The sequence below is a fragment of the Rhizobium sp. P1_E6 genome (assembly GCF_056405875.1).
This window is the reverse complement of record NZ_JBFUBG010000036.1, coordinates 1-26031: the sequence shown is the minus strand read 5'-3', so window position 1 is coordinate 26031 and position 26031 is coordinate 1. Positions and strand designations below refer to the sequence as shown.

23 protein-coding genes, 1 pseudogene and 1 riboswitch are annotated in these 26031 nt (G+C 59.9%); of the genes and pseudogenes, 17 read left to right on the top strand and 7 right to left on the bottom strand.

Annotation, left to right across the window (positions count from 1 at the left end; translation table 11 throughout):
* The first annotated feature begins 11 nt into the window (after positions 1-11).
* Positions 12-238, top strand: a riboswitch (cobalamin riboswitch).
* Positions 239-504: 266 nt separating this feature from the next.
* The 5 genes from nrdH (at position 505) to AC1D35_RS18430 (ending at position 5608) form a co-directional block, all read left to right on the top strand.
* The gene (nrdH, locus tag AC1D35_RS18450) at positions 505-726 is read left to right on the top strand and encodes a glutaredoxin-like protein NrdH (RefSeq protein ID WP_113296768.1); all 222 of its coding nucleotides are present in this window, start codon (positions 505-507) and stop codon (positions 724-726) included.
* A gap of 13 nt (positions 727-739) precedes the next feature.
* Positions 740-1153, top strand: coding sequence for a class Ib ribonucleoside-diphosphate reductase assembly flavoprotein NrdI (gene nrdI, locus AC1D35_RS18445; RefSeq protein WP_112544454.1), 414 nt, complete (start codon positions 740-742; stop codon positions 1151-1153).
* Complete coding sequence (nrdE, locus tag AC1D35_RS18440) at positions 1132-3300, top strand: class 1b ribonucleoside-diphosphate reductase subunit alpha (protein ID WP_113308299.1); 2169 nt, start codon at positions 1132-1134, stop codon at positions 3298-3300. Before nrdI ends, nrdE begins: the two co-directional genes overlap by 22 nt.
* A gap of 14 nt (positions 3301-3314) precedes the next feature.
* Positions 3315-4289 (top strand): class 1b ribonucleoside-diphosphate reductase subunit beta, encoded by a 975-nt coding sequence (gene nrdF / locus AC1D35_RS18435; protein ID WP_113308298.1) that lies wholly within the window; start codon positions 3315-3317, stop codon positions 4287-4289.
* 95 nt (positions 4290-4384) lie between these two features.
* A complete protein-coding gene (locus tag AC1D35_RS18430; protein WP_113308297.1) occupies positions 4385-5608 on the top strand; it encodes an adenylate/guanylate cyclase domain-containing protein in 1224 nt (407 codons plus the stop codon).
* A gap of 7 nt (positions 5609-5615) precedes the next feature.
* On the opposite strand, the gene AC1D35_RS18425 is transcribed toward AC1D35_RS18430, so the two are convergent.
* The gene (locus AC1D35_RS18425) at positions 5616-6677 is read right to left on the bottom strand and encodes a LacI family transcriptional regulator (protein WP_477939411.1); all 1062 of its coding nucleotides are present in this window, start codon (positions 6675-6677) and stop codon (positions 5616-5618) included.
* A gap of 301 nt (positions 6678-6978) precedes the next feature.
* On the opposite strand from AC1D35_RS18425, the gene AC1D35_RS18420 reads away from it, so the two are divergent.
* From AC1D35_RS18420 to AC1D35_RS18405, 4 genes are all read left to right on the top strand, one after another.
* Positions 6979-8238 carry an ABC transporter substrate-binding protein gene (locus tag AC1D35_RS18420; protein ID WP_113308296.1) on the top strand — a complete coding sequence of 420 codons (1260 nt, stop codon included), beginning with the start codon at positions 6979-6981 and terminating at the stop codon, positions 8236-8238.
* Positions 8239-8314: 76 nt separating this feature from the next.
* A complete protein-coding gene (locus tag AC1D35_RS18415; RefSeq protein WP_113308295.1) occupies positions 8315-9268 on the top strand; it encodes a carbohydrate ABC transporter permease in 954 nt (317 codons plus the stop codon).
* Positions 9265-10212 (top strand): carbohydrate ABC transporter permease, encoded by a 948-nt coding sequence (locus AC1D35_RS18410; protein ID WP_113308294.1) that lies wholly within the window; start codon positions 9265-9267, stop codon positions 10210-10212. The genes AC1D35_RS18415 and AC1D35_RS18410 overlap by 4 nt, the downstream gene beginning before the upstream one ends.
* A 3-nt stretch (positions 10213-10215) precedes the next feature.
* Positions 10216-11331, top strand: coding sequence for an ABC transporter ATP-binding protein (locus AC1D35_RS18405; protein ID WP_477939408.1), 1116 nt, complete (start codon positions 10216-10218; stop codon positions 11329-11331).
* A gap of 33 nt (positions 11332-11364) precedes the next feature.
* Here AC1D35_RS18405 and AC1D35_RS18400 read toward each other — a convergent pair whose 3' ends face one another.
* The 3 genes from AC1D35_RS18400 to AC1D35_RS18390 all read right to left on the bottom strand — a co-directional run bounded on the left by AC1D35_RS18400 (position 11365) and on the right by AC1D35_RS18390 (position 15728).
* On the bottom strand, positions 11365-13608 hold the full coding sequence (locus tag AC1D35_RS18400; protein ID WP_113308292.1) for a glycoside hydrolase family 2 protein: 2244 nt from the start codon (positions 13606-13608) through the stop codon (positions 11365-11367).
* 106 nt (positions 13609-13714) lie between these two features.
* Complete coding sequence (locus AC1D35_RS18395; RefSeq protein ID WP_113296778.1) at positions 13715-14713, bottom strand: LacI family DNA-binding transcriptional regulator; 999 nt, start codon at positions 14711-14713, stop codon at positions 13715-13717.
* Between the two features lie 10 nt (positions 14714-14723).
* Complete coding sequence (locus AC1D35_RS18390; RefSeq protein WP_113308291.1) at positions 14724-15728, bottom strand: Gfo/Idh/MocA family protein; 1005 nt, start codon at positions 15726-15728, stop codon at positions 14724-14726.
* 201 nt (positions 15729-15929) lie between these two features.
* On the opposite strand from AC1D35_RS18390, the gene AC1D35_RS18385 reads away from it, so the two are divergent.
* From AC1D35_RS18385 to AC1D35_RS18360, 6 genes are all read left to right on the top strand, one after another.
* Positions 15930-17222, top strand: a complete 1293-nt coding sequence (locus AC1D35_RS18385) for an ABC transporter substrate-binding protein (RefSeq protein ID WP_477939405.1) — start codon at positions 15930-15932, stop codon at positions 17220-17222.
* Between the two features lie 87 nt (positions 17223-17309).
* On the top strand, positions 17310-18197 hold the full coding sequence (locus tag AC1D35_RS18380) for a carbohydrate ABC transporter permease (RefSeq protein WP_477939404.1): 888 nt from the start codon (positions 17310-17312) through the stop codon (positions 18195-18197).
* Position 18198: 1 nt separating this feature from the next.
* Positions 18199-19110, top strand: a complete 912-nt coding sequence (locus tag AC1D35_RS18375; protein ID WP_477939402.1) for a carbohydrate ABC transporter permease — start codon at positions 18199-18201, stop codon at positions 19108-19110.
* Between the two features lie 19 nt (positions 19111-19129).
* Positions 19130-20212 (top strand): sn-glycerol-3-phosphate ABC transporter ATP-binding protein UgpC, encoded by a 1083-nt coding sequence (locus tag AC1D35_RS18370; protein ID WP_113308287.1) that lies wholly within the window; start codon positions 19130-19132, stop codon positions 20210-20212.
* 16 nt (positions 20213-20228) lie between these two features.
* A complete protein-coding gene (locus AC1D35_RS18365; protein ID WP_113308286.1) occupies positions 20229-20978 on the top strand; it encodes a ThuA domain-containing protein in 750 nt (249 codons plus the stop codon).
* Between the two features lie 70 nt (positions 20979-21048).
* The gene (locus tag AC1D35_RS18360; RefSeq protein ID WP_162748453.1) at positions 21049-21330 is read left to right on the top strand and encodes a MurR/RpiR family transcriptional regulator; all 282 of its coding nucleotides are present in this window, start codon (positions 21049-21051) and stop codon (positions 21328-21330) included.
* Between the two features lie 11 nt (positions 21331-21341).
* Here AC1D35_RS18360 and AC1D35_RS18355 read toward each other — a convergent pair whose 3' ends face one another.
* The 3 genes from AC1D35_RS18355 to AC1D35_RS18345 form a co-directional block, all read right to left on the bottom strand.
* The gene (locus AC1D35_RS18355) at positions 21342-22253 is read right to left on the bottom strand and encodes an SMP-30/gluconolactonase/LRE family protein (RefSeq protein ID WP_113308284.1); all 912 of its coding nucleotides are present in this window, start codon (positions 22251-22253) and stop codon (positions 21342-21344) included.
* Between the two features lie 167 nt (positions 22254-22420).
* Complete coding sequence (locus AC1D35_RS18350) at positions 22421-23242, bottom strand: SDR family oxidoreductase (RefSeq protein WP_113308283.1); 822 nt, start codon at positions 23240-23242, stop codon at positions 22421-22423.
* Between the two features lie 83 nt (positions 23243-23325).
* Complete coding sequence (locus AC1D35_RS18345) at positions 23326-24513, bottom strand: phytanoyl-CoA dioxygenase family protein (protein ID WP_113308282.1); 1188 nt, start codon at positions 24511-24513, stop codon at positions 23326-23328.
* 94 nt (positions 24514-24607) lie between these two features.
* Between AC1D35_RS18345 and AC1D35_RS18340 the strand changes: the two genes are divergently transcribed.
* Together AC1D35_RS18340 and AC1D35_RS18335 are read left to right on the top strand one after the other, a co-directional pair.
* Entirely contained in the window at positions 24608-25630 is a 1023-nt protein-coding gene (locus AC1D35_RS18340) for a LacI family DNA-binding transcriptional regulator (RefSeq protein ID WP_113308281.1), read from the top strand.
* Between the two features lie 83 nt (positions 25631-25713).
* A pseudogene (locus tag AC1D35_RS18335) lies at positions 25714-26031 on the top strand (adenylate/guanylate cyclase domain-containing protein); the annotation flags it as partial.

Genomic DNA, 26031 nt, shown 5'->3' with positions numbered 1-26031 from the left:
TCGATTCGAGTACTATATCTAGTGTTCAAGGTTCCTTCGATTCGTCAGGATTGAGGGCTAAGACGGGAATACGGTGCGTTTTGCCATGAAGGCGAAACAAGGCCGGAGCTGCCCCCGCAACTGTAAGCGGCGAGCAACTGTCCGATTTCAGGTCACTGAGGCATGATGCTTTGGGAAGGCTGCGGGCAGGGTGCTTCGACCCGCGAGCCAGGAGACCTGCCTTGAACGAGAAACGTCCACGGGCGGGGTGTCCGGAAGGTTGTGTGCATGTCAGGCGGATCAAATCCGCACCTGTTGCGCTGCCCCGAACGTCCGCATGAGCACTTCGGGGTTGAAGTCATGTTGAGAGCATCAAAACCGCCGCCGATGCACATCCTGCGAGGGATAATGCCAGGCGTGTAGAGCGCCAACTTTGTCAGATCATTCTCAAGCGTTGCCCCGGACGCCGTAAGGCGCCCGACCCTAGTTCTGCGTCCGGAATCCATTGACATCACGAGGAACATGATGAGCGTTACCGTTTACAGCAAGCCTGCCTGCGTTCAGTGCACCGCGACCTACCGCGCCCTCGACCGTCTGGGCGTAGACTATGAAATCATCGACATTTCCGAAGATGCCGACGCGCTCGATCGCGTGCGCGGCATGGGCTACATGCAGGTTCCGGTCGTCGTTGCCGGTGAGAACCATTGGGCGGGCTTCCGCCCTGATATGATCAGCGCGCTCTCCTGATCGGAGAAGAACGGTGGGCCTGATCGTCTATTATTCCAGCCGGTCCGAAAATACCCATCGTTTCGTCGAGAAGCTGGGACTGCGCGCGGCGCGCATTCCCGTAGGCGCTGAAGACATCCACATCCGCGAACCCTATGTGCTGATCTCGCCCACCTATTGCGGGGATGGCGGCCCAGGGGTCGTAAAGGGGGCCGTGCCCAAGCAGGTGATCCGTTTCCTCAACGATGCGGAAAACCGCTCCAACATCCGTGGCGTCATTGCTGCGGGCAACAGCAATTTCGGCGAGACCTACGGGCTTGCCGGCGACGTGATCTCGCAGAAGTGCCAGGTGCCGTACCTCTACCGGTTCGAGCTTCTGGGGACTGCCGAGGATGTCGCCAATGTCAAAGACGGGATGGGACGATTTTGGACACGGGGACAAATCTGACGCGGGATGCGGGCGCAAAACCGCTAAAGGCAGCGGACGTGCTGGATTATCACGCGCTGAACGCAATGCTGAACCTCTATGACGAGCTGGGCAAGATCCAGCTCGACAAGGATCGCATGGCGGCCAAGCAGTATTTCCTGCAGCACGTGAACCAGAACACGGTGTTCTTCCATAATCTCCGGGAGAAACTCGATTATCTGGTCACGGAAGGTTATTACGAGCAGGAAGTGCTCGATCAGTATTCCTTCAATTTCGTCCGCGACCTCTTCGACGAAGCCTATGCCAAGAAGTTCCGTTTCCCGACTTTCCTCGGCGCCTTCAAATACTACACCAGCTATACGCTGAAGACATTCGACGGAAAGCGCTATCTCGAGCGCTACGAAGATCGTATCTGCATGGTGGCACTGGCGCTTGCCCGAGGCGATGAGCAGCTCGCCCGCGATCTAGTCGAGGAGATCATTACCGGCCGTTTCCAGCCGGCAACGCCGACCTTCCTCAACGCCGGCAAGAAGCAGCGCGGCGAGCTCGTCTCCTGCTTCCTGCTGCGCGTCGAAGACAATATGGAATCAATCGGCCGCTCCATCAATTCGGCGCTGCAGCTTTCCAAGCGCGGCGGCGGGGTAGCGCTTTCGCTGACCAATATTCGCGAGTCCGGCGCGCCGATCAAGCAGATCGAAAACCAGTCTTCCGGTATCATCCCGGTCATGAAGCTGCTGGAAGACAGCTTTTCCTATGCCAACCAGCTCGGTGCTCGGCAGGGTGCGGGTGCCGTCTATCTCAACGCCCACCATCCCGACATCATGCGCTTCCTCGATACCAAGCGCGAAAATGCCGACGAAAAGATCCGCATCAAGACGCTGTCGCTCGGCGTCGTCGTGCCCGACATCACCTTCGAGCTCGCCAAGAACAATGAGGATATGTACCTCTTCTCGCCCTATGACGTGGAGCGGGTCTATGGCGTGCCCTTTACCGAGATATCGGTGACGGAAAAGTACCGCGAGATGGTGGCGGATGCCCGTATCACCAAGAAGAAGATCAAGGCGCGCGAATTCTTCCAGGTGATTGCGGAGATCCAATTCGAGAGCGGCTATCCCTACATCATGTTCGAAGACACGGTGAACCGGGCAAACCCGATCGCCGGCCGCATCAGCATGAGCAATCTCTGCTCGGAAATCCTGCAGGTCAGCGAAGCGAGTGAATTCAACGACGACCTTTCCTATAAGGTGATGGGCAAGGATATCTCCTGCAATCTCGGCTCGTTGAATATCGCCATGGCGATGGATTCGTCCGATTTCGGCAAGACGATCGAGACCTCGATCCGGGCGCTGACAGCCGTTTCTGACATGAGTCATATCTCCTCGGTGCCGTCGATCGAGAAGGGCAATGATGACAGCCACGCGATCGGCCTGGGACAGATGAACCTGCATGGATATCTCGCCCGCGAGCGCATCCATTACGGTTCGGAAGAGGGCGTCGATTTCACCAATATCTATTTCTACACGGTGACCTATCACGCGATCCGCGCCTCCAACCGCCTTGCGGTCGAGCGTGGTGCGAGCTTCAAGGGCTTCGAGAATTCGAAATATGCCTCCGGCGACTATTTCGACAAATATACCGACCGGGAATGGAAGCCGGCTACCGAGAGGGTGCAGGCGCTGTTTGATGACGCCGGCATCCATATCCCGACGCAGGAAGACTGGCTTGAGCTGAAGAAGGCCGTAATGGCCTCCGGCCTCTATAACCAGAACCTGCAGGCGGTGCCGCCGACGGGCTCGATCTCCTACATCAACCACTCGACCTCTTCGATCCATCCGATCGTCTCGAAGATCGAGATCCGCAAGGAAGGCAAGATCGGCCGCGTCTATTATCCGGCGCCGTTCATGACCAACGACAATCTCGATTACTATCAGGATGCCTACGAGATCGGCCCTGAGAAGATCATCGACACCTATGCGGCGGCGACCCAGCATGTCGATCAGGGCCTGTCGCTGACGCTGTTCTTCCGGGATACGGCAACCACGCGCGATATCAACCGCGCCCAGATCGATGCCTGGAAGAAGGGCATCAAGACGATCTACTATGTTCGCCTTCGCCAGATGGCGTTGTCCGGCACCGAGGTGCAGGGCTGCGTTTCCTGCACGCTTTAACGACCGGAGACATCATGAACATGCAATTAAAGCCGGTCAGCCGCGTGCGCGCCATCAACTGGAACCGCATCGAGGACGACAAGGATCTGGAGGTCTGGAACCGCCTCACCGGCAATTTCTGGCTGCCGGAAAAGGTGCCGCTGTCAAACGACATTCCTTCCTGGGCAACGCTGACGACCGCCGAACAACAGCTGACGATCCGCGTCTTCACCGGGTTGACGCTGCTCGATACGATCCAGAACGGTGTCGGCTCGGTCAAGCTGATGGCAGATGCGGCAACACAGCATGAGGAGGCGGTGCTTTCCAACATTTCCTTCATGGAAGCGGTACATGCGCGCTCCTATTCCTCGATCTTCTCGACACTCTGCCTGACGCCAGATGTCGATGATGCCTATCGCTGGTCGGAAGAGAACGAGTTCCTGCAGAAGAAGTCGGCGCTGATCATGGAGCATTATGCCTCCGGCGATCCCTTGAAGAAGAAGGTCGCGAGCGTCTTTCTCGAGAGCTTCCTCTTCTACTCCGGCTTTTATCTGCCGATGTACTGGTCGAGCCGCGCAAAGCTCACCAACACGGCCGACATGATCCGCCTCATTATCAGAGACGAAGCCGTGCATGGCTACTATATCGGCTACAAGTTCCAGCGCGGGTTGGAGCGCCTTCCCGAAGAGCGCCGGCAGGAGATCAAGGATTTTGCCTTCGACCTGCTGCTCGAGCTCTACGATAACGAGGCGAAATATACCGAAGCACTCTATGACAGCGTCGGTTTGACCGAGGACGTCAAGAAATTCCTGCATTACAATGCCAACAAGGCGCTGATGAACCTCGGTTACGAGGCGCTGTTCCCGGCTGAAGCCTGCAAGGTCAATCCGGCGATCCTGTCGGCGCTATCTCCGAATGCCGATGAGAACCACGACTTCTTCTCCGGCTCCGGCTCCTCCTATGTCATCGGCAAGGCAGTCGCGACGGAAGACGAAGACTGGGATTTCTGAGGCCTAACTTCACGAAGCCCCTTATCATCGGGCCCGCCATCGCCCACATTCAGCGCGAGCAGATTCAGTTGAATGTGGCGTAGCGGGAGTTTTCGATGAAGTCCTCTGTCAACAAGGCCGCTGTGGCCAACGAAACCGTCGAAGGCGTGTGGCCGATCCGCCGGAGGCGGATTCTTGACTGGCTGGTGAACGAGACGCGCGGCGAGCGCTTCATCGATAATATCCTGATGGAAATGTGCGAGAAGCTGCTGGCCGCCGGCGTGCCGGTGACACGCTCCAGCCTGCATTTCCGCACAAATCATCCGCAATGGATCGGCGCCCGTATCCTCTGGGCCGAGGGTATGAAGGAGGCAAAGATCAATACGTTTGCCTATGGCGTGGAAAATACGCCGCAGTATCTGAATAGCCCGGTCAACGAGATCCACAACGGCGCCAACGAGGTGCGGAAGAACCTGGAGGATTTGTGGGAGGGCGACGACAATCCCTTCTACCAGGAGCTGCGCGACGAAGGCTATTCCGAATATATCGCCTGGCCGATCGACCACACGTTTGACAAGCGCCACGTCGTGACCTTTTCGACCAATCGACCGGGCGGTTTTACCGGCGAACACCTGGATTTTCTGCGCGACCTGCTGCCCGCCCTGACGCTGGTCAGCGAGATCCGGCTGAAGAACATCATGGCGCGCACGCTGCTGCAGACCTATGTCGGGCCGCATGCGAGTGAACAGATTCTTTCCGGCGTCATTACCCGAGGCAGTGGTACGACCGTCGGCGCGGCGATCATGATCTGCGATCTGCGCGATTTCACGGCGATCTCCGATCTCTGGCCGCGCGATGACGTCATCCAGTTGCTTAACGACTATTTTGACGCCATGTCCGACCCGATCGAGCGGCACGGCGGCGAAATCCTGAAGTTCATGGGCGACGGATTACTTGCCATCTTCCCCCTGTCGAAGCCTTCGGCTTGCGAGGATCTCCTGACGGCCATCAGGGAAGGTCAGGAGGCGATGGCACAGCTCAACGAGCAGCACAAACGCCTGGGGCGCGAGCCCCTGCGTTATGGCGTGGGCGTGCACGTGGGTGATGTGATGTATGGCAATATCGGCTCGCGCCGGCGGCTGGATTTTACCGTCATCGGTCCGGCGGTCAATGTCGCCTCACGGCTCGAGAGCCTGACGAAGGAGGTCAAGCGACCAGTCCTTCTCTCCCGCGCTTTCGTCGAGATGGCCACTTGCAGCCAAGAGATGGACAGTCTCGGCAGCTTCCCGCTACGCGGGCTCGGAGAGCCAGTCGACGTCTTTGCCTTTCGTGACAAGTGATGCGAGCTTAGGCGACCGGGAAGTTGATCTGAGGCGGCAGGAGCAGGATCTCGTTTTCCGCTGCCGGATTGCTGATTCGCTGGAGAAGCATCTGTCCCAGATGTTCGCCGGCCTTGACCAGATCTTCGTAGATCGTGTCGATCTTCGGTTGAAGATGCGTCAGGAGATGCGAGGTCTCCTTGGCGACAATATCATAGTCTTCTGCGAGAATCCGCCCGGCATCACCCATGGCTGTCACAAGCGCCAGCGCCGAGACCTCGCCCGGACAGACGAATCCATCGGGAACATCGGCTGCGGCGGCACGCGCGCGAAAGAAATCTCTGATTTCATTGGCTGGTGAATCGAGCGTGACGGCCTCCGATATTTCGTAGGCGACGCCCGCCTCGCGCACTGCGGTCATGAAGCCATGAAGGATATGCTGGCTGAAAGTCAGCCGCTTCGGTGGCATGACGACCGTGACCCTCTTTCTTCCCTTGGCGATCAGACGTCGGGTGGCCTCATAGGCAAAGGCGTAGTTGTCATAATCGACGTAAGGGTGTGGTGTCGAAAACTCGGTGCGGCCGTGGCAGACGAAGGGAAAGCCGACTTCCTGCAGCATCCGAACCCTGGCATCGAAGGGCTCCGTCCGCGTGAAGATCAGGCCGTCGGCGAAATTGTTGCGAACGATGTATTCCGCCGCTTCGAGATCCGTCGTCGACAGAAAGTTCGGGGCGACGACAAGATGATAGGACGTCTCCTTCAGCACCTTGGCGATGCCGTACATGATGGCGGTGCCGAAACCGACGACTTCCTGATGCGGATCGAGAAGAATGCTGATGACATTGGTGCGGCCAGTCTTCAGGCGCTGGGCAGCCCGGTCCGGCAGGTAGCCGATCTCGCGCGCAATGCGGTGGACGCGCTCACGCGTCTCGACCGATATCTGCGGGGCGTCGCTGAGCGCCCGCGAAACCGTTGTCACCGCAAGGCCCGTTAAAGTCGCGATGGTACGCAATGTCGGCTTGCCGCGTCTTTGCGCGTTCTCGGGATTTTCACCGCGTTGCAGTTGAGGCGATTCGGTCACTGAGGACATTCCATGCTGGATCGCGGCTACCTTAACACGATGCAACCGACGCGCAATCAATCTATGCAAACGATTTAAATTCTTAGGGGTTTCCTAGCCTCCTTAAAAAAATCCAATAAAATCAGTGTTTATGCGAATTAAGGATATTTTTCTCGGGAGTCGAGAAGGACTTGACGCCGTTGTGTTTATAACGTTTTAAATTGTTAACCGCGCTGGGAGGTGCGGTGTGGTGTCTGACCGCCGTTGAGACGGGAGGCATCTGGGCGGCTGAGGAGGGTCTCGCCGCCTAATCACGAACGGGAGGATATTCATGCGCAAGTTTTTGAGCTCGGCAGCTCTTGCTGTCGTGATGATGGCTGGTTTCGGYAGCGCTCACGCGGCTGACGTCAAGGAAGTTCAGATGCTGCACTGGTGGACGTCAGGCGGTGAAGCCGCGGCGCTCAACGTGCTGAAGCAGGACCTTTCCAAGGAAGGTTTTGCCTGGAAGGATGTGCCGGTGGCAGGCGGTGGCGGCGACGCAGCCATGACCGCCCTGAAGGCGATGGTTGCTGCAGGCACCTATCCGACCGCCTCGCAGATGCTTGGCTATACCGTGCTCGATTACGCCCAGGCAGGCGTCATGGGCGACCTGACCGAGACGGCCAAGAAGGAAGGCTGGGACAAGTCCGTTCCGGCAGCACTTCAGAAGTTCTCGGTCTATGACGGCAAGTGGGTTGCAGCTCCTGTTAACGTTCACTCAGTCAACTGGCTGTGGATCAACAAGTCCGTCATGGACAAGATCGGCGGCACGCAGCCGAAGACCTTTGACGATCTGATCGCCCTGCTCGACAAGGCGAAGGCAGCGGGCGTCATCCCGCTCGCGCTCGGCGGGCAGAACTGGCAGGAAGCCACGATGTTCGACTCCATCGTGCTCTCGACCGGCGGTCCGGAATTCTACAAGAAGGCTTTCAACGACCTCGACGAGGCTTCGCTGAAGTCCGACACGATGAAGAAGTCGTTCGATAACCTCGCCAAGATCATCCAGTATGTCGACCCGAACTTCTCGGGCCGCGACTGGAACCTGGCGACCGCCATGGTCATCAAGGGCGATGCGCTCGTGCAGGTCATGGGCGACTGGGCGAAGGGCGAATTCGTTGCCGCCAAGAAGACCCCTGATACCGACTTCCTGTGCTACCGCTTCCCCGGCACCGATGGCAGCGTGATCTACAACTCCGACATGTTCGGCATGTTCAACGTTCCTGACGACCGCAAGGCCGCTCAGGTGGCGCTCGCCACGGCAACGTTGTCGAAGAGCTTCCAGTCCGCCTTCAACGTCGTCAAGGGTTCGGTTCCGGCCCGTACCGACGTTCCGGATACGGCTTTCGACGCTTGCGGCAAGAAGGGCATTGCCGACCTGAAGCACGCCAACGAAGGCGGCACGCTGTTCGGCTCGCTGGCACAGGGCTATGGCGCACCTCCGGCTATCGCCAACGCCTATAAGGACGTCGTCTCGAAGTTCGTCCATGGTCAGATCAAGACCTCCGACGAAGCTGTGACTCAGCTCGTCCAGGCTATCGACGACGCTCGCTAATATTCCACCGACCAAGGCTTTCCCGCACTCTTGCGGGGAAGCCACAGCCCCTGCGGTGCAGGGAGGAGATGATCACATGAGCACAGTTGCGACCACAGATCCGGTCCTGACGTCGAAGTCTTCAACCCGCACGTCCATTCGAGGCCGGCTGCAGGATGCGCTGCCGAAGATCGTGCTGGCGCCGAGTTTCCTGATCACCGTGATTTTCGTCTATGGCTTCATCGTCTGGACGGCCTATCTCTCCTTCACCAATTCCAAGACATTCCCGTCCTATGTGCTGACAGGGCCTCGCGCCTATCAGCGGCTCTGGCGCTGGACTTTCGAGAGCGATCCGCCGTCCTCGTGGTACACGTCGATCACCAATATGGGGATCTTCGGTTTCCTCTACATCTTCATCTGCCTCGGGCTCGGCCTGATGCTGGCGATCCTTCTCGACCAGAAGATTCGCGGCGAAGGCGTGCTGCGGCCGATCTTTCTCTATCCGATGGCGCTGTCCTTCATCGTAACAGGTGTTGCCTGGAAGTGGTTCCTCGATCCGGGCCTCGGCCTGGAGCAGACGCTGCATCATCTCGGCTGGACGAGCTTTCACTTCGATTGGATCAAGAACAAGGACTTCGTCATCTACACCGTCGTCATCGCCGGTGTCTGGCAGGCCTCCGGCTTCGTCATGGCGATGTTCCTGGCGGGTTTGCGGGGCATCGACGGTGAGATCATGAAGGCGGCGCAGATCGATGGCGCTACACCGTTCCAGCTTTACCGGCGCATCGTCATTCCGTTGCTGCGGCCGATCTTCCTCTCCGCCTTCATCGTGCTCGCCCATATGGCGATCAAATCCTATGACCTCGTCGTGGCACTGACGTCAGGCGGTCCGGGTGGCTCGGCCTGGCTGCCGTCCAACTTCATGTACGAATATACGTTCAAGCGGAATGAAATGGCTGTCGGTTCTGCAAGCGCCATCATCATGCTGATGACCATCTCGGCGATCATCGTTCCCTATCTTTATTCCGAACTGAAGGAGAAGGCGCGATGAGCAGCGTGACCTCTTCCGATATCGCGCGCACACATGGTGGCAATGGCGGCCGCTGGATTGGCCGCGTCATCATCTACGGCCTGCTGTTGATCTTCGCCGTTCTCTATCTGATGCCGCTTTTCGTCATGCTGACGACCTCGTTCAAGACGATGGATGAGATCCAAAACGGCAACATGCTGGCGCTGCCGCAGGCGCCGACGCTCGATCCCTGGTTCAAGGCCTGGGGCGAAACCTGCGTTGGTCTTACCTGCGCCGGCATCAAGGGCTATTTCTGGAATTCGATCAAGATGGTCGTGCCGGCTGTCGCGATCTCCACCATTCTCGGCGCGCTCAACGGTTATGTGCTGACCAAGTGGCGGTTTCCCGGCGATACGCTGGTCTTCGGGCTGATGCTCTTTGCCTGCTTCATCCCGTTCCAGTCCGTGCTGCTGCCGATGGCGACCATTCTCGGTTTTCTCGGCCGTTTCGGCACGACGCTGCAGAATGCCACGGGCTTCACCTTCGGCTTCGGCAATCCGACCGTGAACCTTGTCTTCGTGCATGTCGTCTACGGTCTCGGCTTCACGACGCTGTTCTTCCGCAATTTCTATGAGGCCTTCCCGACAGAGTTGGTGAAGGCCGCGCAGGTCGATGGCGCGAGCTTCTTCCAGATTTTCCGGCGCATCATGCTGCCGAACTCGCTGCCGATCATCGTCGTTACGGTCATCTATCAGTTCACCAATATCTGGAACGACTTCCTCTTTGCCTCGGCCTATGCCGGTACAGGCGACTCCATGCCGATGACGGTGGCGCTGAACAATGTCGTCAATACCTCGACCGGCGTGGTCGAATATAATGTCAACATGGCTGCGGCGATGATCGCTGCCGTTCCTACGCTCATCGTCTATATCCTCGCCGGCCGCTATTTCGTTCGCGGTCTGATGGCGGGCGCCGTCAAAGGGTGATCCATGGCTTTCCTTGAAATTTCCGGTCTCAAAAAGCGTTTCGGCGCCGTCGATATTCTCAAGGGGATCGAMCTGGAACTCGAAAAAGGCGGCTTCCTGGTGCTGGTCGGCCCGTCCGGCTGCGGCAAGTCCACGCTGCTCAACACGATCGCCGGGCTCGAAGCGATCACCTCGGGCGAGATCCGCATCGATGGCCGCTCCATCAACGGCTTGCACCCGTCCAAGCGTGATATCGCCATGGTGTTCCAGAGCTACGCGCTCTATCCGAACATGACGGTTGCCGGCAATATCGCCTTCGGCATGGAAATTCGCGGCGTGCCGAAGGACGAGCGCGAGAAGGCGATCAAGCAGGTCTCCGACATGCTGCAGATCGGCCATCTGCTCGATCGCAAGCCTTCGCAGCTTTCCGGCGGCCAGCGGCAGCGCGTCGCGATGGGTCGTGCGCTGGTGCGCAATCCGCAGGTCTTCCTCTTCGACGAGCCGCTCTCCAACCTTGATGCGAAGCTGCGCGTTGACATGCGCACGGAAATCAAGCGCCTGCACCAACGCATGGGAACGACGATCGTTTACGTCACCCACGACCAGATCGAGGCCATGACGCTGGCGACGAAGATCGCCGTGCTTAAGGACGGCGTGCTGCAGCAGTTCGGTACGCCAGCGGAAATCTACAATAGCCCGGCCAATGTGTTCGTGGCTGATTTCATGGGGTCGCCGGCGATGAACCTGCTTAACGCCACCGTCGAAAACGGCGACGGCGGACTGCAAGTATCGCTGGAGCGGCCCAATGCCGCGCCGCTGAAGCTACCGGTCAATGCGGGCAATAACAGCCTGACCGGCTATGCGGGCAAGCAGGTGATCTTCGGCATTCGTCCCGAAGCATTGACGGATCCTGACGGGGCCGACCGCAAGGCGAAGTCGGTCGTCCACGGCGACTGCGCCATCGAAGTCGTGGAACCGGCAGGCTCGGATACGTTTGCCGTCACCAAGCTCGGCGGCAAGTCGGTGGTGGCGCGACTCGGCGCCGATACCGGCATCCTGCCCGGCCAGAACACCCGCCTTGCCTTCAATCTCGACAAGGCGGTGTTTTTCGATCCCGCCAGTCAGCTCAGGATCGCTTAGAGCCTCTTCGCTGCGCAGGTGCTGTGGCGGCCGTCAGACGGCCGCCACCGAGAGCGTTACCGGTGCGAAGTGGCTCGACGTCGCTTCGACTGTGATTTCGCCCGTCAGACCCGTTGCCTCCAGCCAGAAACCGGTCGTACCGCCCTGCAACGGTACCGTTGTAGGGCCGACGACCTTGGCCGGGCCACGGACCGTCAGGGTGACGACGTCGTTCAGGAAGGGCAGGCGCTGGCCGCGCTGGTCGAGCGCGCGGATGATGACACGGGTCGTGTCGCGTTCGCGGGCTTTCAGCGTGGTACTGTCGGGAGAGACTTCCAGCTTGGTTGGCAATGGATCGGCTGCCAGCGTCAGCCTTGCCGCGGGCTCGCCATTGATGAAGCCGGTGAACTCACCATCGATCCATTCCAAGCCCCAGCGCCCGAGTTCATCCTGGGTGAAATGGCGGTGGTCGAGCACGACGGGCGGATGCGGCAGGTGCGGATAGTTCTCGCGATCCGGGCCGATACGCTTCGTTAGGGAACCATATTTCAGTTCCACCTCGTCGCAATTGGTGAGGATGATCAGTGGCAGCACGCCGCCGATGCTGCGTTCGCCACGCGCCCAGAAGGTGACCGGCTTCATGATCACTTCATCGGAGGGATCGCACTGGCTGGCATAGACATAGGCGGCGAATTTCGGTTCGCGGAACATGTCCATGACGCCGTGATAGCAGATGCGATCGCCCGAGCCGAAATCCTTGTGGGTGTTGTAGTCGAACATGCACCAGCCGATCGCGCCTGAAATATCCGGGTCGCCGTAAGCAGCGTTCAGTACTTCCAGATGGCGGCGCACATGTTCGGCCTGGCGCTGTTCGGCATCATACATCTTGGTCGGATGCATGTGGCCGTTGAACTCGGTGATGATGTAAGGGACCTTGTAGGAGAGGCCCGTATTTTCCTGCTGGCTGCGCAGCGCCGTGCGTGGACGGTTGGCGCCCGGCAGTTCCTCGTTGCCGAGGATGAAGTCGTTCATCGTATAGACGTCTTCCAGCAACTCGCTTTCGGTCAGATAGCGAACGCCGCCGGTCTGGCGGGTGGAATCCAGTTCGTGGGCCAGCCGGTTGGTCGCGGTATAGAAGTCGTGGCTGTCGAGCGACTCGTTGATGCGCACGCCCCAAATGATAATCGAGGGATGGTTCCAGTCGCGCTCGATCATGCGGCGCACGTTCTCGATGGATTCCTTCTGCCAGTCGAGATCGCCGATATGCTGCCAGCCGGGGATTTCTTCGAAGACGAGCAGGCCGATGCGGTCGCACTGGTCCAGGAACCATTTGGACTGCGGATAGTGCGAGGTGCGCACGATATTGCACTTCAGCACCGACTTCATGATGTCGGCGTCGCGCTCCTGCGCGGAGCGGCCGGCGGCATAGCCGACATAGGGATAGGCCTGATGGCGGTTGAGGCCCTGAAGCTTCACGGGATGCCCGTTCAGAAGGAAACCTTCGGGCGTGAACTTTGCGGTGCGGAAGCCGAAATGAGCGGTGGTTCTGTCCGCGCCATGCTCCGTCCTCAGTTCGACCGAGACTTCATAGAGCGCCGGGTTCGACAGATCCCAGAGCGTTATATCGGTCAGGCCACCGAAGGACAGCGTAGTGGTGGTGCCGATCGTTTCGCCGGCCGCACTCGCAAGTATGTTGCCGTGCGCATCTCTCAGCGATCCGGTGACGGTTGCCGCATAAGTCAGAAATTGCGGGTTGGCGATGTCGACACGCACTGTCGCCGACTTCGTGTCTGAGAGAACGTCTTGCGTTTCGATCTTGAGATTGCGGATCAAAACCTTTTCGGTGACCTTCAGCCAGACGTCCCGATAGATGCCGGCATAGGTGAGATAATCGATGCGGCCGCCGAAGGGCGGGATGGCCGGGTTCTCGCTTCCGTCGATCTTGACGGTGATCAGGTTGTCGCCCTTGATCAGCTTGCCGGTGAGGCGAGCCTCGAAAGGCGTGTAGCCGTCCTTATGGGCGATGATCTCTTCGCCGTTCAGATAGACGACGCTGTCGGCCATGGCGCCGTCAAAGAGGATGGAGACTTCGCGTCCCTCGAATTCGGGCAGCCAGCGCAGCACCTTCTGATAGGTGAAGGCGCGCTGATAGCGCTTTTCGTCGAAATAGTTGAAGGGCAGCTCGACGGCGGTGTGTGGCAGGTGGACCATGCTGACGCCGTCAAAAGCTTCAGTCAGGCTCGGGCTGAAGCCTTCGTGGAAGCTCCAGGATTCGTTCAAGGAAACGACAGAGCGCATCTCATTCTCCCTGGCAGGCGGCAAGGGAGAGGTGGCGCCGGATGGCGGCGCGGAAAAGGGTGGTCATCGGTAATCCTCCTCGATGCGAATGACTGGAACCGCCCCCTCAGGCGGTCGAGCCCCAGCGGGGCGTGCAGGCAAGCGTGATGCTGTGCGGGCCTTCATCGCCGGCCTCATGGCGTTCGATCACTTCGACGACGGCGTCCATGAAGGCGGCGTGGTCGAGGCTCAGCGTCGTCAGGTCGTTGCAATCCCAGCCAGCCATGGCAATGCCATCCTGGCCGACGATGGCAATGTCGTTGGGCGTATTCTTGCCGAGCACGCGGCGGGCGGCATCGCGCGCGCCGATCGCCATGACGTCATTGCCGCAGATGACGGCATCGACCTTGGAACGGTGCAGCAAGAGGACCGCTTCCTTGAAGCCGGAATCATAGGAATAGTCACCGAAGGCTTCAGCCTCGAAGGCAAGGCCGTGGCGCGCCAGAGCGTCGGCAAACCATTTGCGGCGCAGCTTGTCGATCCAGCTCGATTTGGTGCCGGAGAGATAGGCAAAGCGCCGTTTGCCGTCGGCGACGATCTTGTCGATGATTTCGCCGGCGCCGGCGGCTCCGTCGATGCGGATGTTGGAGACATCTTCGTTTTCCAGCGGTTCAAAGGAAACGATGATCGGCTTCGTGGTGTGGAAGATATCGACGGCGTCCTGCATCGACACCATGTCGGAGAAGATGACGACGTGATCGACCTGATAGGTCGAGGCGAGCCGCATGAGCTGCAGCCGGTCCGAATGATCGGCGCAGCAGAGAATGATGGGCAGGAGCTGGCGGGCCTGCAGGCGGTGGACGAGAAGCTGCTGCTCCTCGGCCTCGCAGGGGTTGCCGATGGCATTGACGACGAGCGCGACGAGGCGCGAACGCTGGTTGTTCAGCGAACGAGCGATCGCATTCGGCTGGTAGCCATATTCCCGGGCGACGGCGAGGATGCGATCACGCGTGGCGCTGCCGATCCTGGAATCCGGCGAAAAGGCCCGGGAAATGGTGGCCGAGGATACCCCGGCCAATTTCGCCAGTTCCTTCGAGGTGATCCGCCGTCTGTTCGTTCCGCTCATCGTCTTGCGCCTATGCGGTGATCCTGACGGGGGTGCCGTCGGCCGCTGCCGATTGCTTGATTGCATCCCAGAGCCTAGCGAATCTGAGACCCATTTCAACGGAGCCAGAGTTTTCCATCGTTCCGGCGCGGATGGCGAGGAAATTCTTCATTGGATTGCCGAGAATCTCGGCCTCTTCGCGCGGTTCGCTGGTACGTCCGACGCTGATTTCGCGCCAGCCGCCCCAGGCGTCGATCCGCACGATCGCCTTCGAATAGAAGAAGGTGATGTAGGAGGCGCAGCCGGGAGGGCCTTCACCGGCGGCCGTCAGGGTCGCCAGCGCGCCGTTCTTCAGACGGGCGGAGACGGCGGTGGCGATATCCACCTTCTTGCCGTGGTTGTTCATATAGGCGGAGACGCTGTCGAAATCGGAATTGGCGAGCAGGCAGACGGTGTTCATCATGTGCGCGCCGGTATCGAACATGAAACCGCCGCCGGAGATTTCCGGCTGCTGCTTCCAGTGCCCGTCATAGTTCGAAGACCAGCTTTCCCAGATCATGCCGGAAATGGCGATCAGTTCGCCGAATTCGCCTGACAGCGCGCGTTTGCGGGTGTCGAGTACCAACGGAGACAGGCCGCCCTGGAAGGCGGTGACAATGGTTACGCCGCTCTTCTTCTGTGCCGCGATCAGCGTCTCGGCCTCGGCGACCGTGGTCACCATCGGCTTTTCCAGGAAGAGATCGAGGCCGGCTTCGGCGACGGCGGTCGCCTGTTCGGCATGGGAAGCGTGCGGGGTCGAGACATAGATGATGTCGAGTTCGTTGCGGCATTTTGTGAGCAGATCCCGGTAATTGGCGAAGCCCTTCGGCTCCGGCGCACCGGCCGCGGTGCAGACGTCAGTCAGGCGTTTGCGGGAGGTTTCGCTGGTGTCGGCAAGCGCTGCGAATTCAATTTCCGGCATCTTTGCCCAGCTCTCTGCATATTCAGCCGCTTTCAAGCCGGCGCCAATGACGCCGAGGCGTAATTTCTGAGACATCGAAATCCTCCCTGATATCGTTGTGCAAACGATTACACAAACGATAGATCGAAGGCAAGGCATAAATAATACAGTAAAATCAATATGATAATTTGATGCCAGAAAACGATTTAAAAATCGTCTTGTCAGTATTCAGAATGCGTGTACATTTTCGTCGCCGGTGCTGGAGGGCGCCGTAACTCTAAAAAGGGAGGACTTCCGTTGAAGAAGACGGTTATTGGTGGTTTGTGCGCCATCCTGCTCAGCGCTGTTTCGACGCTGGCCCATGCTGAAACAATCCGTATCGCCAATCACGGTCAGGCCGGCATCGACGCCATGAAGTCGACTGTCGAGCGGATCGAGAAAAAATATGGCGTGACTGTCGAGGTCATTGAATATCCGGCACCCGACAAAGATTATCTTACAAAGCTTCTGACCGAACTGGGTGCCGGCAATGCACCCGATCTCTTCTCCATTCCGACGACGGCTGCCGTCGCCGACATGGTGGAAGCCGGCTATCTCGCGCCTGTCACCACCGAATTCAAGGCCTGGGACGGCTACGCCAACCTCTATGATGTTGCCAAGCAGCTCGCCGTCAGCCCTGACGGAGAAACCTATGTGATGCCGTTCATGCTCGGCATTCAGGAAATCTATTACCGCAAGGACGTTCTCGAAAAGGCCGGCATTTCCACGGAACAGCCGAAGACCTGGCAGGAGCTGCTCGATCGCGCAGCCGAGGTCAAGCAGAAGACCGGCTCTTACGGCCTGCTCTTCCCGGCAGGCGTTTCCTGGGGCAGCGGCGCGTTCGACGAAGGCTTCCAGCACCTGATCGTCGGTTCCAAGACGCCGCAGCTCGTCGGTGCCGACGGTAAGCTCGACTTGAACGGCGAAGGCGTGAAGGATGTGTTCGACGTCTACAAGACGCTCATCGACAAGGATCTGATGCCGGTACAGCCGCTGCTCGGGCCGGAGCCCTGGGTCGTGCCGAAGTATGAAATGTTCCCGGCCGGAAAGCTCGCCGCCACCACCTGCGGCTCCTGGTGCTACATCTTCGACTGGGGCCGTGAGAGCAAGAACCCGATCCCTGACGTGACCAAGATTGTCGGCACCTGGACCGTTCCGGGCCAGAGCGGCGGCCAGTATGTGCTTGCCAACCTTGCTGCTCCGTGGGCCGTCAGCTCCAAGTCCGCCAATGTGGAACTTGCCAAGAAAGCGCTGATGGAAATCGGCTCGGTCGAAACGCAGGTCTCCTATGCTGCCCGCATCGGCAACATTCCGGCCAGCAAGGATGCCGCCAAGGATCCGGAATTCCAGAAACTGACGGAACTCGTTCCGATCCATGCTGCTGCTGGAAACGCTGTCTTCCTGAAGCAGGCTTCCGGTTTCGGCACGGTTGCCGAAGGTGTGGCGCGCGCCACCGAAGCCCTGCTGCGCAAGGAAACCGATGCTGCCGGCGCCCAGAAGATCCTTGTCGATTACGTCAAGGAAACGCTCGGCGACGACATGGTCAAGTAAGTCACTGATATCTTCCTCCCGCCAAGACGGGGACGCGGCACGATTGCCGCGTCTTCCCGATTTCATTCGATAAGGTTGTGAGCTTCAATGGCCCGAAACTCTCATGAAAAGCGAACCGAGCGCCAACTCCTGCTGGTTCTGCTGCCATCGCTGATCCTGCTTCTGGCCTTTGTGATCTATCCCGCGCTCTATTCCGTCTATCTGAGCTTCACCAATGAGGCGCTGACGGGTGCTGCGGCGCTGCGGCCGCGTTTCGTCGGCATCCGCAACTACGTGCGCCTTTTCAACGATGCGAAGTTCTGGAATTCGCTGTTCGTCACCTTCGTGTTCGTGATGGGTTCGGCCGTCATCGGGCAGTTCGTGCTCGGGCTGATCTCGGCCATGGCGCTGCGTCGGTCAATCCGCTTCCGGCAGRTCTTTTCCGCGATCATTCTGTTGCCGAACGCAGCACCTGAGGTCGTTGCCGGCTTTATGTGGATCTCGATGCTGGCCGGCGGCGAACATGCCACGCTGTCGCGCATCGTCGCCTTCTTCGGCATCGATCCCGCCGACTGGCTGAATGCTTTCCCGCTGTCGATGATCATCATCGTCAATACCTGGCGCGGCATCGCCACGGCGATGATCCTGCTGACGGCGGGCCTCAGCACCATTCCCTCGGAGATTTACGAGGCGGCACGCATGGATGGCGCAACGCCCTCGCAGATGTTCCGCCGCATCACCCTGCCGCTGATGATGCCGACGATCCTGCTCTACATGCTGATCTCGGCCGTCTCCACCATTGCCGTCTTCGGCCTTGTCTATGCGCTGACGCGCGGTGGGCCGGGCGGGGCAACGGAGGTCGTCAGCATCTATATCTATAACCAGTCGTTTACGGCCTTCCAGCTCGGTTACGGCGCTGCGGTCGCGGTCGTCGCGCTCCTCATCTCGCTGATCCTCGGTATCGGCTATGTTCGAGCCATGAAGGTGGAGGTCTGACATGGCCGTTATTTCCCCGAGTGAAGGGGCCAACAAGACCCGCTCCGACCTGCTTGCCTACGCAACACTGACGATCATCTCGATCTTCTGCGCCGTGCCCTTCTTCTGGGTGTTGCTCGCCTCCTTCGATGGCAACGCGCAGCTTTTCCTGCGCTGGCCGGAACAATGGACCTTCGCAAATTACGTGCGCGTCTTCACCAAAGAAGACGGGGCGAAGTGGCTGTTCAACTCGCTCTTTGTGGTCGGCGGCGCGACGCTTATCGTCATGGTTCTGGCAGGACTCGGCGGCTATGCCCTGTCACGCACGCGAGCCTGGTGGAAGCTGCCGTTCCTCTATGCGATCCTGCTCATCCGCGTGCTGCCGCCGACCGCACTCGTCGTGCCACTCTACAAGTTCCTGCTGACGCTGAACAATGCGGAAGCTGCGATCCTGCGGCCGGTCTTCGGCAGCTATGCGCGCGACATCATGCGCTGGACCGGGTTCATCGATGGCTATCTCGGCATCATGCTGGTGCTTGCCACCATGCAGCTGCCGCTGGGGCTCTGGATCATGAAGACCTTCTTCGACGGCTTGCCGCGCGACTATGAAGAGGCGGCGGTCATGGACGGCGCGACGATGATGCAGCTCATTCGCCGTGTGCTGATCCCGCTTGCCATGCCGGGGTTGGCCGCTGCCGGGCTCTTCGCCTTCATGTCGGCCTGGGGCGATTTCCTGCTGCCGCTGATCTTCCTCTCGTCGCCGGAGTTGCAGACGCTGCCGCTCGGTCTCTTCCGCGCCTTTCTGCGCATCAACGAGATCGACTACGGCCTGCTGACGGCTCTCGCCTTCATTTACCTGCTGCCGGCCGTCGTCGCCTTCGGCTTTGCGCGGCGCTTCCTCGTCCAGACTTTCTCGGGCGGTGTGAAGGGCTGAGATCAAGAAAGAGAAACGAATGATCAATCTCAGAAACGTTCGCAAATTCTACGGCGCGCTCGAAGTCATCAAGGGCGTTGATATCACGGTGGAAGACGGCGAATTCGCCGTGTTCGTCGGCCCGTCCGGCTGCGGCAAGTCCACGCTGCTGCGCATGATCGCCGGCCTCGAAGGTATCGACGAGGGCGATCTGGTGCTAAACGGCCAGCGCATCAACGACGTGCCGCCGGATAAGCGCGGTATCGCCATGGTGTTCCAGTCCTATGCGCTCTATCCGCATATGACGGTCGGGGAAAATATCGGTTTCTCGCTGAGCCTGAAGAAGGTGCCGGAAGCCGAAATCAAGAAGCAGGTGGAAGGCGTCGCCGAGATCCTGCAGCTGACGGACTACCTCGGTCGCAAGCCGGGAGCGCTTTCCGGCGGCCAGCGCCAGCGCGTGGCGATCGGCCGCGCCATCATCAAGAAGCCGTCACTGATCCTGTTCGATGAGCCGCTGTCGAACCTCGACTCGGCACTGCGCGTACAGATGCGCGCCGAGCTGCAGCGCTTGCATCGCGAGCTGAAGGCGACCGTCGTCTATGTCACGCACGACCAGGTCGAGGCGATGACGATGGCTGACCGCATCGTCGTTCTCAACAAGGGTGTCGTCGCCCAGCAGGGCGGGCCAATGGAGCTCTATCATCAGCCCGAAAACGAGTTCGTCGCGACCTTCATCGGTTCGCCGAAGATGAACGTGCTGCCGATGACGGCGACGCGCCGGGATGCCGGCAAGGTGCATCTGGAAAGCCCGCTCGGCCTTGCCATCGATCTTTCAGACGCCAATGGCGTCGTGCCGCAGGGCGAAGCGAAGCTCGGCATCCGACCGGAACATCTGAAGCTCGCGCCACAGGGGCAGGGCGATTTTTCGGCCGAGGTCGTCATCGTCGAGCGGCTCGGCGTCGAGACCTATCTGACGGTCGGTTCGCAGCAGCAGCCGATCGTCGTGCGCACCGAGGGCGATATGACCATCCGCCCCGGTGACCGCGTTTCGCTGACGGCGGAGCGCGCCGCCTGCCATCTGTTCGATTCTGCCGGCCGGGTCGTCCGGTCGGCCCAAGCTTGAAACATCGAGGACTCGCATGACAATCAAGGTCACTATCTGGAACGAAGGACGCCACGAGCAGGTCCACAAAGAGGTTCAGGACATTTACCCTGACCGTATAGACGGTGCGATCGCTGCCGGTATCGCCCATCCCGATTTCGAGATCCGCCGTGGTACGCTCGACGATCCGGACGAGGGGCTACCGGACTCCGTGCTCGACGATACCGACGTATTGCTCTGGTGGGGGCACATGGCGCATGAGGAAGTCAGCGACGGGCTGATCGACCGTGTGCAGCAGCGGGTGCTGAAGGGCATGGGCCTGCTGGTCCTGCATTCCGGCCATCACTCCAAGCTCTTCCGCCGGCTGATGGGCACCAATGCAAACCTCTCCTGGCGCGAGACGCCTGAGGGTGATCTGGAGCGTGTCTGGGTGGTCAATCCCTCGCATCCGATCGCCGAGGGCCTGCCGCCCTATTTCGAGGTCAACGCCTCGGAAATGTATGGCGAGCCCTTCGATATCCCGCAGCCGGACGAGCTGGTCTTCATCTCCTGGTATTCCGGCGGCGAAGTGTTCCGCAGCGGCTGCACCTTCCAGCGCGGCCGCGGGCGTATCTTCTTCTTCAGCCCCGGCCATGAGACCTATCCGATCTATCATGACAAGATCGTACACAAGGTCATCTCGAACGGCATCCGCTGGGCGCAGCAGAAGCACACGGATGGCCGCATTCTCGAAAATTGGCATCGCAAGGAGCCGTTGCACGGCCGGCCGGACAAAGTGAAAGCTTAAGCAGTTCCGCCCGCGGGGCTGAGGTCATGACGCCTTTGGCCTCCGCGGGCGGTAACGCATGGAGGGACAAATGCAGACTGTTTCGATGAAGGCTGACAGTGATGCCTTTCTCAGCAAGGCATTCTGGGTGTCCATCCATCGCGATCTGCCGCGGCGGCTGGATACGCTGGCGAGGCTGGCCGCCGAGCGACCTGATGTTTTCGCCTTCGAAAGCAGTCAGAAGATAGCCGAGCGTTGCAACGTCTCGCAGACCAGCGTTATCCGCTTCGCGCATCATCTCGGCTTTGAAGGTTTTGCCGAGATGAAGCAGGTTTTCCAGCAAGGCTTGCGGGCTGCAGTCCGGAAGGAATAGTCCGCCGGATTTTACGGATACTGCGCGCCGTTCGTCGTCGTATAGATCGAATAGACCGAGCGCGTGGCAGTGATGAAGAGCCGGTTCTTCTTCGGACCGCCGAAGGTGATGTTGGAGACGGTCTGCGGCACCTTGATCTTGCCGATCAGCGTCCCATCAGGGGCAAAGCAGTGCACGCCATCAGCCGCGCTCGTCCAGAGATTTCCCGAGACATCGAAACGAAGGCCATCCGGCACGCCGCTGTCGATCGAGCAGAAATAGCGGCTATTCGTCAGCTTGCGGCTGTCCACGACATCGAAGACGCGGATATGGCGCGGGACTTCGTGATTGGAGGAGCCGGAATCGGCGATGAAAAGTTGGCGCTCATCCGGGGAGAAGGCAAGGCCGTTCGGCTGGATGAAGTCGGTAACGACGGCTTCGATCTCGCCGGTCGCGGCGTCGATGCGGTAGACATTCCGCGTCTCCTGTTCTTCCGGAGACTTGTGGCCCTCATAGTCAGACATGATGCCGTAGCTCGGATCGGTGAACCAGATCGAACCGTCGGACTTCACGACGACGTCGTTCGGGGAGTTCAGCCGCTTGCCCTCATAGCTGTCGGCGAGAACCGTGATGCGGCCGTCCGGCTCGGTGCGGGTGACACGACGGCCGCCGTGCTCGCAGGAAACCAGGCGGCCCTGCCGGTCGCGGGTGTTGCCGTTGACGTAGTTCGAAGGCGAGCGGAAGACGGATACCGTTCCATCCGGTACCCAGCGCATCAGGCGTTCGTTCGGAATATCACTCCAGATCAGGCAATTCAGATCGGAAAACCAGACGGGACCCTCGGCCCAGCGGCAGCCTGTGTAAAGCTCTTCCAGTACCGCGCTGCCGGCGATCAACGCGCCGAAACGCTCATCTCTGTTATCATAAAGCTCGTTTCCGGCCATGCCCGATTCCTCCCAGATCGATATTCCACCTTCGTAGCGGCAAACGGCTGAACGTTCCAGAGCCCGGCTGCAGAAAGCGCCGGGCTGCGGACATTCCCGTTTCTTAGTTTCTACGCAATTCCGAACGCAAAACCGCTGCACAGTTTTGCTGGAATTGCTCATGAGGTTTAAAGCGCAGCAACGGGATGCGGCGAACCGTCATAGGCGCCCCAGATCGACTGATCGAAGCAGATGACGGAGCCGGTCATGAGGCCGGATTCCGCAGAGGAGAGATAGGCGCAGGCGCGGGCCACCTCTTCCGGATCGACCAGGCGGCCGAAGGGCTGGCTGGCGGCGGCCTCGGCGAGCCAGTCATCCGAGGCCTTGTGAAATTCCTTCTGGATGCGGTCCTCGCCCTCTGAGGCCATCCAGCCGATGTTCAATCCGTTGACACGGATGCGGTTGCGCAACAGCGCATAGGCGGTGTTCTTGGTCAGCGTTTCCAGCGCACCCTTCGAGGCGCAATAGGCGGCGATGAAGGGCTGACCGGCCTTGGCGGACATGGAGCCGATATTGACGATGGTGCCCTCGATCTTTTCGCGGCGCATGACCTTCACCGCCTCCTGCATCAGGAAGAAGGGTGCGCGGACATTGACGGCAAACATCGCATCGAAGAGTTCAGGGCTGGTATCGAGGATCGTGCCGCGGTCGGTGATGGCGGCTGCATTGACCAGTGCATCGACGTGGCCGAACGTCTGGTCGCAGACTTGGACGACATTCTGCGCATCCTCGACCTTGCCGAGATCGGCCCTGACGTAGACGACCTTGGTGCCGGTCTTTGACGAAATCTCTTCGGCCTTCGCCTTGCCCTTGGTTTCGTTGCGGCCGCAGATGACGATGCCTCTTGCGCCACGTTCGGCAAAGAGGCGGGCGATAGTGGCGCCAAGGCCCTGTGTGCCGCCGGTGACGATGGCAATCTTGCCGTCGAGGCGGGTGTGATCAGTGCTCATATGTCTTTTCCTCCTGATGACATGCGAATGGCCCCTCGCCGGCGGCGAGGGGCTTTGAGATGATTATAGTGGAAGGCCAAGCGTCAGCTCAGCTTCTTCGCCGCCTGTTCGGCAAGTGCCGATGTGAATGCCTCGTCACTCCAGTTCTCGGCCAACGCCTCATGCATCAGTTGCGCCTGGGTCTTCGGCGCGAGGCCGCCGACCGGTGGATCGCGGTCGAGATTGGTTGGAAAGGAATAACCTTCCGCGCAGGAGGCGACGGCATTGGCGATCTCGCCGGCAGAGAGCTTGCCCTTCAGTGCCTTGAGGGCCGGAAAAAGTCCGGCGCTCATGCGTTCGCGGTTGACGGTCTCCATTGCCCGACCGAATGCCGAGGAAACCTGCAGCAGGTTCGCCACGCGCTTGATGTCTTTCGAGCGGTTTGTGCCGGCGGCGTGGAAGAGGGCGGGATTGAAGAAGACGACGTCACCCTTTTCCAGCGGCAGCTGGATATGGTGCTGGTCGAAATAGTCCTTGAATTCCTGGCGCTTGAGGGCGAGGTAGCCCGGCTCATAGGTCTGGCTGTGCGGCAGGAAAAGCGTCGGGCCGCTTTCGAGCGGCATGTCGCAATGGGCGACCGCGCCCTGCAGGGTCAGCACCGGCGAGAGGCGATGGACATGCGCGGGGAACTGCTCGATCACCTTGGAAGACTGGAAACCGAGGTGATAATCACGGTGGGCTGATTGCGCGGCGCCGCCAGGGTTCACGCGATTGACCTGCGCCGTCATCTGATAATGCGGGCCGAGCCACGCCTCGCTTGCCAGCGCCACGATGGCATTGCCGTAGTAGCAGGCGAAGTTCTCGGGATCGGCAAGGCAGTGCTTTTCGAGCGAGTTCCAGATGCGGTCGTTGGCGCCAGGCTTGGCAAAATGGTCGCCGCCGCCGGTCGAGGTGCGGTGCTGCTCCTCGATGATTTCGTCGAAGATCACGCTCGCCCGGTCGATGATGCCGGTATCTTCATAGGCGCGCTTGAAGACCACGACGCCGGGGCCGATGCCGAAAGCTTCGCTGATTTCGGCGAGAACAGCGCGGCGGCCTTCCGGCGTCGAAGCCGCCTCGACGACCTTGCGGCTGTCGTAGATCAATACGTTCTTCTCGACGGCGGAGGCCGTCGGATAGTCGGCAAGCAAGGTGGTCTTCTCGGCAAGGGCGCGGAAATCGGTGAGATCGCAGGCGTCCTCTGTCAGCCAGACGCGATCGGCGCGCAGCTTCTGCTGGTTGTCTGATTTCATCGGGTGCTCCTCCATTTCCGATGAAGGGACTATACGCCGGCTGGGAGCCTGATATAGATCAGGAAACCATCAAAAATCCATCAGAACAGCTGATATGGCCCATCCCTTTCTCGTCAAGGATATCGCTTTCCAGGCAGGTCTCAGCACGGCGACCGTCGATAGGGTGCTGAACGATAGGCCCGGTGTGCGGCGGCAGACGGAGACGCGGGTGAGGGCAGCGATGGCCGAACTCGAAAAGCAGGCAGGCGCCGATGTCGCCGGCCGGAAGCTTGCGATCGATATCGTCATGGAGACGCCGGAGCGGTTCAGCGATGCGGTTCGGGCTGCGTTCGAAGCAGAGGTTGCGACTTTCCTGCCGACCGTCTTCCGCTGCCGCTTCCATTTCGCCGAGGTGATGCGGGCAGCCGAGCTTGTGCAGCTTCTCGACCGTATCCGGCTGCGCGGCACGCATGGTATCGTTCTGAAGGCGCCTGATGTGCCTGAAGTTGTCGCTGCCGTCGCACGGCTGGAGGCAGCGGGCATTCCGGTCGTCACGCTCGTCACTGACCTGCCGAATTCGGGGCGCTCTGCCTATGCCGGCACCGACAATCGGGCAGCGGGCGAGACCGCTGCCTATCTCATCGGCCGGCTGCTCGGGGCTGCAGGGGGCAAAGTGCTGGTGACGTTGTCAAGTGGCCGTTTCAGGGGCGAGGAAGAGCGGGAAATCGGTTTTCGCCGGGTGATCCGTGCGCATTATCCTTCGATCGGCATTATCGAAATCAGCGAAGGGCACGGCACCGATGCCGCGACAGGTACGCTCGTTGCGGCAGCTCTTGTGGACGATCCTGTCATCAACGCCGTCTATTCGGTCGGTGGCGGCAATTGCGCGGTGCTTGCTGCCTTCGAGGCTGCGGGCCGACCGATCTCGGCTTTCGTGGCTCACGACCTCGATGCCGACAATCGCATCCTGCTCGCCGAACGGCGGATCGATTTCGTGCTGCATCATGATCTCAGGACCGATGCGCGCTCGGCCTTCCGTGCGATCATGACGCGGGCGCTTCCCGCCAATCGGACGGCACCGGCTTCTTTTTCGGCCGTCGAAATCGTCACGCCCTACAATATGCCGGCTGTGCAATGATTTGTTCGGGAATCCATCCGGGTTGATTGTCTTTCCATCCGCGGCAGATTCACGCTACAGCTTGCGGGAAGCGAGGAGCGCGCATGGATCATAGCGACGTAGGCACAATTGCAGCCTGGGTGACCGAACAGGGCCTGAATGGCGTGTCTGAAGCAGAGTTGCTGGCTGGCTTTTGCGGGGCCTGCCGCAAGGCTGGCATGCGGCTCGATCGTGCGATGGCGCTGATGGATACGCTTCATCCGGTCCATGAAGGCCGGGCTTTTCGCTGGGACAATTCAGAGGCGTTCGAGGGCGAATTCGAATATGGCCCTTCGAGCGAAGGGCAGGGCCTCGATACCTGGCGCCGCTCGGCTTTCTATTATCTCTGGACGACCGGTACCAAAGAGGTGCGAGAGGTGCGA